Annotated in this window: 8 protein-coding genes; 5 read left to right on the top strand and 3 right to left on the bottom strand. The window is 38.9% G+C overall.

Translation table 11 applies throughout. The annotated features are described in order from the left end of the window. Nucleotides 1–298: 298 nt before the first annotated feature. The gene (srmB, locus tag L2764_RS23840) at nucleotides 299–1,525 is read right to left on the bottom strand and encodes an ATP-dependent RNA helicase SrmB (protein WP_248942860.1); all 1,227 of its coding nucleotides are present in this window, start codon (nucleotides 1,523–1,525) and stop codon (nucleotides 299–301) included. A 109-nt stretch (nucleotides 1,526–1,634) separates the two neighbouring features. Further along, entirely contained in the window at nucleotides 1,635–2,396 is a 762-nt protein-coding gene (locus L2764_RS23845) for a tRNA1(Val) (adenine(37)-N6)-methyltransferase (RefSeq protein WP_248942861.1), read from the bottom strand. Nucleotides 2,397–2,876: 480 nt separating this feature from the next. Here L2764_RS23845 and L2764_RS23850 point away from each other — a divergent pair, with 480 nt between their 5' ends. The 5 genes from L2764_RS23850 (at nucleotide 2,877) to lysS (ending at nucleotide 9,773) form a co-directional block, all read left to right on the top strand. After that, nucleotides 2,877–5,225, top strand: a complete 2,349-nt coding sequence (locus L2764_RS23850; protein WP_248942863.1) for a winged helix-turn-helix domain-containing protein — start codon at nucleotides 2,877–2,879, stop codon at nucleotides 5,223–5,225. A gap of 684 nt (nucleotides 5,226–5,909) precedes the next feature. After that, nucleotides 5,910–6,074, top strand: coding sequence for a hypothetical protein (locus L2764_RS23855; RefSeq protein ID WP_248942865.1), 165 nt, complete (start codon nucleotides 5,910–5,912; stop codon nucleotides 6,072–6,074). 330 nt (nucleotides 6,075–6,404) lie between these two features. Beyond that, a complete protein-coding gene (ohrR, locus tag L2764_RS23860) occupies nucleotides 6,405–6,848 on the top strand; it encodes a transcriptional regulator OhrR (RefSeq protein ID WP_248942867.1) in 444 nt (147 codons plus the stop codon). A gap of 215 nt (nucleotides 6,849–7,063) precedes the next feature. Beyond that, nucleotides 7,064–8,162 (top strand): peptide chain release factor 2 gene (gene prfB, locus L2764_RS23865; RefSeq protein ID WP_248942868.1). Its coding sequence is split into 2 segments (ribosomal slippage): nucleotides 7,064–7,138 and nucleotides 7,140–8,162, totalling 1,098 coding nucleotides; the frame shifts between segments, so codons are not numbered across the junction. 108 nt (nucleotides 8,163–8,270) lie between these two features. After that, nucleotides 8,271–9,773: a lysine--tRNA ligase gene (gene lysS / locus L2764_RS23870; RefSeq protein WP_248942870.1), complete on the top strand. Its 1,503-nt coding sequence runs from the start codon at nucleotides 8,271–8,273 to the stop codon at nucleotides 9,771–9,773. Between the two features lie 112 nt (nucleotides 9,774–9,885). Here the strand turns inward: lysS and L2764_RS23875 are convergent. Next, nucleotides 9,886–10,142: hypothetical protein (locus L2764_RS23875; protein WP_248942872.1), on the bottom strand; the 257-nt coding region annotated here is incomplete at its 5' end.

Genomic DNA, 10,142 nt, shown 5'->3' on the forward strand with positions numbered 1-10,142 from the left:
TCATCGGGATCAATTAAAACTCGGAATGTAGATAGTGCCTTGGGCACGGACTTAAGCCCTTTTAGGGCGTCACCCAAATAAGCCTCCGGCTTTGCCGGAGGTAAGTTAACTGTTGGTAATTTTATACTCGGGTACTTAAATGATTATTCGTTCAGTATCATATTGGTTATATTTTTACTTTCGTTTGGATGAGGATAAATGTGTGCTGGGGCTGCTTTACGACAAGATACGCTTGTAACAAAGAGTGAGGTATGATTAAGATCACTCTTTGTTACTTATTTTGACAATCAAGCAGCACTTATTTCTTTTTCTTCTTTTTGTTTTTCTTGCTAAACGTTTTTTCTGTTGAGGTGACTTTCTTTTTCCCTGGTGGTTTAGCTTCTTTATTTTTAGGCCTGAGATCTTTGATATAACGACGTTTTAGAGGTTGCTCGATATAACGTTCAATTTTACCGACGACGCGTATATCATGGGCTTCGACCAATGAAATTGCTGTCCCTTTAGCCCCCGCTCGAGCGGTTCGACCAATTCGGTGCACGTAAGTGTCTGCTGAGCGTGGCATATCGAAGTTGATGACATGGGAAACATCATCGACATCGATGCCTCGCGCCGCAACATCTGTGGCGAGGAGTACATTTACTTCCCCTTTAGTGAAACGGCCTAAGGCTTGAAAGCGCTGCTTTTGCTCCATATCACCGCGCATGAAACTACAACTAATGTTTTCTCGTTGCAATAACCCTTCAAGATTGGCAACGGCTTCCCGCGTTTTAACAAAAACGATAGTGCGTGTGACATCTTCTTGGCGCAATAAATGACACAGCATGGCAAATTTATGCTGTTTATCATCTGCAATATGGATCCATTGATGAATTTTTGCTTTTTCACTGCGGGGGGCTTCGGCTTCAATTCTTATGGGGTTCGTTAACAGCTGTATGGAGAAGCGGTTAACATCGCTGCCTTCTAAGGTGGCAGAGAATAACATGGTTTGTTTACGGCCAACAGATTCAATAGCGAGCGTTTCAACGGCGGAAGAGAAGCCCATATCGAGCATGCGATCGGCTTCATCAATGACGAATACTTCGACTTCTTCGGCATTAAAATGACCCTTATCCAAATATTCCATTAAACGGCCGGGGGTGGCAACTAAAATATCCACATTGCCTTTTAAGGCTTCTTCTTGAGGTCCGTAAGGAACACCACCAGTGATAATGCTGATATCAAGATCTAAATCAGTGGCTAAATGTGACGCATAACGGTGAATTTGGCTGGCAAGTTCACGGGTCGGGGTAAGCACTAAGACTCTTGCTTGACCGCTGAAGCGTCTTGGGAAGTCGATTAAATGTTGTAATGCAGGCAGCAGAAAACTGGCCGTTTTTCCTGTTCCTGTCGGCGCACGAGCCAGAATGTCGCGTTGCTCTAAGCCCATAGGAATGGTTTTTTGTTGTATCGTAGTTGGTTTATCGTGACCCATCGCTTTAAGTGAGTCTAATAAACAGGGGTCAAGATCAAGATCTTCAAATAGCATGTGTGGTGTCCCAATATATTTCAGCGACACATTATATAGACTAACGTGCCTAACTTAAATCTTATAGTGAAAATACTTCTCTCGAAGAGGATATCTAAAAGTGTGAAGACTACAACTTCAGATAAAAATCTTCGGTAAGCTCTCGCATCATATTAGTGTATTGGCCTGTTTTAGTGCGAATATCGAGGTGAGAATGGCGGGGGGATGAAAGAGCATCAACTGTTTCGGCGGCATCAATTTGATCAGCTGCTTTTAAAGAGTCTAGCTTTGATGGTACATGGTTTAAACTAATGAGGTGTCGATTAACGCTTTTTCCTTCAACGCTCGCCACATCTACGATTTGCTGGAGGTTGAGTTGATGGCGTGGCAATAATGTCAGAAAAGATTGCAGGCTAACGGAAGGTAAAATAAGACTGGCCGTGCCGGTTTGAGAGAGTAATTTTTTTATTGCACTGAGTAATTCGTCAAAATTGAGCGTATCAGTGTGTCTTGCAGCGCTGCGGGATGCTGATAGTGCTTGTGGCCCGTTGGTAAAATAAGGAGGATTGCAAATGATATGCTCAAAAGATAAGGGGTCAGCGATAAAGTCTTGGATGGCACAATGATGAGCCATAAGTCTTTCAGACCAAAGGGATGCATTAAAATTGTGTTGACAGGCTTTAATGGCATCATCATCCAGTTCTATTGCCGTAATATAGGCCTGACTGCGTTGGGCGGCCATTAAACTCAATAGCCCGCTGCCTGCGCCAATATCCAAGACTGTGCGAGCTTGTGTGAGCTTTGCCCACGCGCCCAATAACACGCCATCGGTGCTAACCGGCATACCACAATGGGAATCATCAATATGAAATTGTTTAAAGGTAAAAGGCATAATGAATCGAATGTTTATTCTGTTTTGCTTATTGATACTGACAAAGGATATAGGAAAATAATGGGAGATAGTGAATTTATTCTTACTCCTGTGTTGTTCTCTTTTATTGGTATTCGTTATATCACTATTTGATATTAAATGATCGGGTAATATTTAATAAGATTAGAGTCGATGCCATTAATCGGTCACCTTATTTTATTATGCTGCCGCTAATATTTAACTCAATGGTTATGATTATTCCTATCATAAAATAATTATGGCATGTTATAGCTTGGTTTTATTCAACTTTATGCAGATGTTTTAAATAGCGCATGAGTTACTTATTCTTTTTAGCTATATAAAAGTGTATAATTTTGATGCGTATGATTATAATCACCAATTTTAATTTTAGATAATTGAAAAAAATAGCATTTTGTGCTTTCATATGCGACTAAATCATAGAGATACCGCTTGTTTTAGGTATAATTTTGAGGTACAGGGATGCAATTAGGCGATTATTTTTTAGATCGAGAAACCATGCTGCTTCATTGTGGCGATGAAGAAAAAGCGATAGAACCTAAAGTCTATGATGTGCTCATGTACTTAGTTGAAAATAGACAAAGACATATATCGATTACTGAGCTGCATGAAAATGTCTGGAAAGGGCGTTTTGTATCCGATGCGGCTGTGCGAAAAATAATCAGCAAGTTGCGTTTATTATTTGATGATAACCATAATGAACCTAAATATATTAAATCACTCTCTAAACGTGGCTACCGATTAATTTGCCATGTGGATTTAAATAAAAAAGCCATTAAGAGTATTCCGCCCGTTCCTGATATTAGCGTTAATGCTGTTAATTCATTAGTACAAGATCCACAGTTTGTATCGCCTTCAACGACATTCAGTAATTACTCTCAAGCGATTAATTCGCAAAGCAATCAAAGTCAAAAAACAGACGATATTAATAAAATCGATATCAATGATCTTGATAGTAAAGGGCATGGCTCAATTGTTGATGGTGAGAAGATTGCTATTAGCAGTAAAGCGGTTAATCGGTCTTTTTGGCAGAGATTAACTCAATTGCAATCTAGCGTTTTAGTGTGCAGCTTGCTTTTGTTGGTATCAGGGCTTAGCTATCTCGTCTATTTTTACGAAATCAATATCACGCCCGATAGCAAGACCGTTGTGGAAAATAAGGCTTTATACGCTGATAATGATGGCCGTGATAACAGCACTCAACATATTGATGAACAGGCATCATTGGTGATGAATGAGACCAATCTTTTAAAAACATTGACTGGGGATAAAATTGGTGTCGCTGTGCATGATGATAAGCAGTTAACCGCTTTTGCCATGAAATTGGATGAAGGTGTGGGCTACCAAATATTTTTAAAAGACATGGCCAGTAATAAAGTCATGCAACTCGTGCAAAATGTCACTTTTCCTTTATCTTTAACATTTAATAAAACGGGTGATAAGTTCTATTATATCGATCATGTTGAAGGCAGTTCATCTTTAATTGAATTTGATTTAGCATCAAATGAGTATGCTCGTCGTACATTAATTACAGATTATTTTGGTTTATATGATTTAAGCTTTTCTCCCACTATTGATAATAAAATATATTTTACTGGGGAACTTAATAAAGATGATGGTATATCGGGTTACAGCTATAATTTTAGTTCTAAAGAAATAGTACCTGTGACCGATAAAGTGTCAGCTAATTTTATGGATTTTAGAATGCGATTTTCTAATAATGGCCAGCAATTGGCGGTATTAAGGCTTGATTCAGAGAATAATCAATCTGAATTACGCATTATCGACTTACCGCTAAATAAGGTGGTCTATCGGCGCTGGTTTGAACAGAGAGTCTATTATCTTGAGTGGCTCAATGAACATATGTTAGCGGTTTTGAGTAATCGAGGTCTTTATCGTCTCGATATTAGTACCGATATGGTTAAAGTGTTTAATGGTGATTATAACTTCCGTGGTCTGGAGCTGGCTAAGAGTAATGAAAATTTATATTTATTACGTCGTCAGAGTAGTGACAACCGCTTTGTGTCGAAAACGTTGCCGTTTAGCGAGTTTGTGACCGATAACATTATTGAAGATGATCTCGATTTAACCTTAATGGGTGGTCAAAATAATAACGATAAGGCTTTTTTTACTGGTATAACGGCAACTCATTATGTGCTTAGTCAATTCGATTATCAGACCAATGAGCATACAGAGTTAGTGAAAGTCAAAGATAAGCTTCGATTTTTATACTCCAGTCGAGATGGGAATAAGATTTTATACAAAGAAGATAAGCGCTTAGTTTTTTTAACGTTGAGTACAGGTGATAAACAATTTTTATCCAATAAACAGCAGCGAATAAGTTATGCTCGCTTTTCTAAAGATGAAGCGGCGATTATTTATGGCGTCAAACAATATGATATTTGGGTCGTGAACCGTTTTGATATTGCTACAGGTGAGACTACTGAACTGTTTAAGGGGTATCAAGATGCTATCGAATATCGAGAGGGTTATGTATTAGTGAACGATGATTTTGAGCTGATTCTATACCAAAATAGTCAACAGCAAGCATTGGGCTACAAGTTAAACAGTGAGTTATATAATTTAGTGTTTATTATGAATGATTATTTGTACTGGCAGGATACCGATTATATTAAGGTGATCTTTAATGAACTTAATTTAACCACCTTTAAGCATGAACAAAAAGAGTTTGATTTTTTACCGATAACCTTCAATATGGCTATTAATCAAGAAGCGGGTCGACTCTGGTATAATTCAAGAAAGAGAAAATCCGAACTATATCATTTTAATATTAATCGATTTCTGCTCTAAATTAGCATGATTGGAGTCTAGGGAGGCATTGGTTAAAGTGTGAGTCAATTATGACCGCAATCGTTGAGAACCTGTATTTGGCTGCCTAGTGTCAGAAAACTTGTGAAGCTAGACTTTTCATTATTGCAGGTGAAACCTAACAACATACCACTAGTTGATATGACTCTTTTATCCTTTAATTACCTTTTTAATAAACGTCTTAATTTATTTTTTAATATTCCTCATATTTTATTATGGCTAATGGATGATTAATGATCATGTGCTCTTTTATGGTTAACTTATTCAGTTACGTCTTATTCATATGGCTCTCCTGTACGGCATTCATGTTTACTAGGTTGTTTGAGTAGGTATTGTTATATGGTCATTTATGGGCTGAGGTTTTATGGGGATCTTGTCATTTTTTGTGTTTTTATAGTGTCAATTTTGTGACTTTAGTTTAAAAGCTCATAATACATGAAATAGCACGCTAAAAGTTATTGTTTTGTTAACGTTTTAGCGAGATAGTAGCGGCATTGAATTAGTGCGATTTAAAGTGCTACTTAATTTATAGCGATATTATTCGAGTAAGTTAATTTAAAATATAATATAGCATTTGTTTGTATATTATATGGTGAGGTTGCAACTTATTTTGAATGCTACTTACTTTGAATATAAATAATAGTAATAACAAAAAGGATATTCGATATGAAAACGATATTTTCATCATTAATTAAAAAAGTGACTCTATTAATGGCCGCAGGATTATTTTGTTCAGCTACTTTAGCGGTGCCTATGACGGAAAAAGTATCCATTGATGACATGCCTGAGCAGTGTCCGGGACTGCCCACACTTTGTCATATTGAAGAATAGATATTATAAATAATTAGATTTTAATTTTAAACTGATTGAATAATACTGTTTATTTGTAAGTTGATATGTTGTGCTAGCGTTGTTTTTAGCTGCCCGTTTTGGGCAGCATCCCCCTCTCTTACTATCCCATTCATGTCTTATTCCAATTTACCTAGATAAAGTGATTATTTCGCAATATCTCACTTAATTTACTCCATTTCATAATGGATGAAAAAATGATTGTTTCCTCAGCTTTAGGGAGAATATTTCTTGTCTTGGTGTTTTTATCTTGAACTTAACTAGATTGTGCGCAATTATATTAGGGGTATTTATTATGGTGAAGGAGGACGCATGTCTGACACGACGAAAAATGAGCAGCTTAGTTTAGATAATCAAATTTGTTTTTCTCTCTACAGTGCCGCGAATGCGATGGTAAGAGCGTATCGACCTTTACTGGAAAAGCTTGATCTGACCTATCCGCAATATTTAGCCATGCTAGTGCTTTGGCAGAATGATGGTATTAGCGTGAAAACTTTAGGTGAGAAGCTGCATTTAGACTCTGGGACATTAACGCCTTTACTTAAGCGGTTAGAAGGCAAGGGGCTGGTTATTCGTGCTAGAAGTACTGAGGATGAACGCATGCGAGTGTTAAACTTAACCGATAAAGGCCATGCGTTGAAAACACCTGCACAGGTTGTTCCTGATATGATGAAATGCAAAATTAAAGGCGTGGATATGGATTTGGTGGCTTTTAAACAAGCTTGCGATCAATTATATCAACAATTAGCAGAATAAACTATGGGATCCCTTTAACGCTAGAGTGCTTTTTGTTTTGCAGTGGGTGATGTGTTTATTGAGATCAACGTGTATTATCGCGTTTCAATTGAAACGTTAACATTGGCCTAAAACTATTGTTTATTTCTTTCTTTCCTCGCTAGGTTTAATGATCTGCTTAGGTTAAAATAGACGGTTTTCTATCCGTGTAACCCTAAATTTAAGTAGACTAGCCAATGTTTGAAGTTAATCCGATAAAATTTAAAGCCAAAGAACTTGCGGATCGCACCTTACTCCTTCGGGGGTATCTTTGACTATGATGCTAAGAAAGAGCGTCTAGAAGAGGTCAACCGTGAACTTGAAAGTGCTGAAGTGTGGAATGATCCCAATAATGCCCAGGCGCTGGGTAAAGAACGCTCGGCATTAGAGGCTGTAGTTAAAACCATCGATGATATGGACTCAGGTCTCGTCGATGTGGAAGAGCTTGTTGAGCTAGCGGTTGAAGAAGGGGATGAAGAAACCTTCAATGAAGCCTCGGGTGAACTCGATGAGCTTGAAAAGCGTTTAGAAGAGCTCGAATTTCGCCGTATGTTTTCTGGCCCTCATGATGTAGCCGATTGTTATTTAGATATTCAATCGGGATCCGGTGGCACAGAGGCTCAAGATTGGGCCAACATGGTCCTGCGTATGTTTTTGCGCTGGGGTGATGCTCACGGGTTTAAACCTGAATTGATTGAAGTGACCGATGGTGATGTAGCGGGTATTAAAGGTGCTACCATTAAGTTTACTGGAGAGTATGCTTTTGGCTGGTTACGCACTGAAACGGGTGTGCATCGCTTAGTACGTAAATCGCCTTTTGATTCAACGGGTAGGCGTCATACGTCATTTTGTTCTGTGTTTGTGTATCCAGAAATTGATGACTCGATTGAAATCGATATTAATCCTTCGGATCTGAGAATTGATACTTACCGTGCCTCGGGCGCGGGTGGACAACACGTTAACAAAACAGAGTCGGCTATTCGTATTACCCATATACCAACCAACACTGTGGTGCAATGCCAAAATGATCGCTCACAGCATAAAAACCGTGATGCAGCCATGAAGCAGTTAAAAGCCAAGTTATTTGAATTGGAAATGCTGAAGCAAAATGCCGATAAACAAGCAGCAGAAGATGCAAAATCGGATATCGGCTGGGGCAGTCAAATTCGTTCATACGTGCTAGATGATGCGCGTATCAAAGATTTAAGAACCGGTGTCGAGAACCGTAACACCCAGAGTGTACTCGATGGTGATTTAGATAAGTTTATTGAAGCAAGTCTTAAATCAGGCCTTTAAGCTATTAATCATAAAGGCCTTGTCGCTGCACTTCCTTGAGTTGTAGTAAAAAGAGTAAATCCTGATCCATTGATATGGTGTGATCTGTAACATTGACGAGATAAGAAGATGACTGAACAAGTACAAGATGAGAATAAGTTAATTGCTGAGCGTCGTGCCAAACTTGAGCACATTCGCACTCAATGTCCTGCCAATGGTCACCCAAATGATTTTGAGCGAAAACATAAGGCCGCGGATTTACAGGCTGAGTTTGGTACCAACACCAAGGAAGCGTTAGAAACATTAGGTCATCAAGTCAGTATCGCGGGTCGTATTATGGCTAAACGTGGTCCATTTCTTGTTCTGCAAGATGTGAGTGGCCGTATTCAAGCTTATGCAGCGAAAGAGGTACAAAAAGAGCTAAAAGCCAAATTTCTAGGATTAGATATTGGTGACATCATCGGTGTCACCGGTCAACTGCATTTATCGGGTAAGGGCGATCTTTATGTCAATATGGAACAATATCAGTTATTGACCAAAGCTCTGCGTCCATTACCTGAAAAGTTTCATGGATTGACGGATCAAGAAACGCGTTATCGTCAGCGTTATGTCGATTTAATCGTCAACCAAGACTCTCGCGATGCCTTTATCATGCGCTCTAAAGTGGTTGCGGCTATTCGTAATTTCATGGTGAAAAAAGAGTTCATGGAAGTTGAAACGCCAATGATGCATACCATTCCTGGTGGCGCATCGGCACGCCCATTTGAAACTCACCATAATGCCTTAGATATTCAAATGTATTTACGTGTTGCCCCAGAGCTTTATTTAAAGCGTTTGGTTGTGGGTGGTTTTGAGCGCGTGTTTGAAATTAACCGTAACTTCCGTAATGAAGGTTTGTCACCACGTCATAATCCAGAATTCACCATGATGGAATTCTATATGGCATATGCCGATTACAAAGATTTAATGGACTTAACTGAAGACATGTTAAGCTCGATTGCTATCGATCTTTGTGGTTCACCCCAATTACCTTATGGCGAGCATACCATTGATTTTGGTGGCCCTTATACGCGTCTTAGCATGTTAGATGCGATTAAGAAATATAACCCAGATAACACCACTATTCAGTCTATGAGCTATGAAGAAGTTAAAGATATTGAGTTTATGCGTGATTTGGCAAAAAGCTTAGGAATGACTATCGAGAAGTTCTGGACTTGCGGTCAATTACTCGAAGAAATTTTTGGTGAAACGGCAGAGCCGCAATTAATGCAGCCGACGTTTATTACCGGTTACCCTGCCGATATCTCTCCACTGGCGCGTCGTAATGATGACAATCATTTCATTACGGATAGGTTTGAATTTTTCATCGGTGGCCGCGAAGTGGCGAATGGTTTCTCTGAGCTTAACGATGCCGAAGATCAAGCTAATCGCTTTAAAGCACAAGTTGATGCCAAAGATGCGGGTGATGATGAAGCTATGTTTTATGATGCCGATTATATTACCGCGCTTGAACATGGTCTGCCACCAACAGCAGGCCAAGGCATTGGTATCGATCGTTTAGTGATGTTATTCACTAATACTCATACTATTCGTGACGTGATTTTATTCCCTGCGATGCGCCCACAAGGCTAATTTTTTGGGGTTAGTCTGTTTTTGAGCATGCTTGCTTAAACAGCCCGTTAGACACAATAAAAAAACCAGCTTAATTGCTGGTTTTTTTATTGGTTTACTCTGGGAAGTCTGATTAGCTTAGCGTAAAGCTAGTCTCTGCTGTTGGTAAATTTTTAGCAGGGCCTTTCGCATATTTAATTATTTTTCGGTTTGCATCACTGTTAGCTAACGTTTCCATAAAAACTTTGTATCTACCGTTTTGACTATTCCCTATTACTTTAGAGCTATAGTCGTTTCTGGTGTATGAGGATAAAGCATTGCGATGTAACCTGTTAATTGATCTTGGCCGATCAACAATTAACAAAAGGAACATCGCAATGACTAAAAATG

The sequence above is a fragment of the Shewanella surugensis genome (assembly GCF_023284005.1).
Lineage (GTDB): Bacteria > Pseudomonadota > Gammaproteobacteria > Enterobacterales > Shewanellaceae > Shewanella > Shewanella surugensis.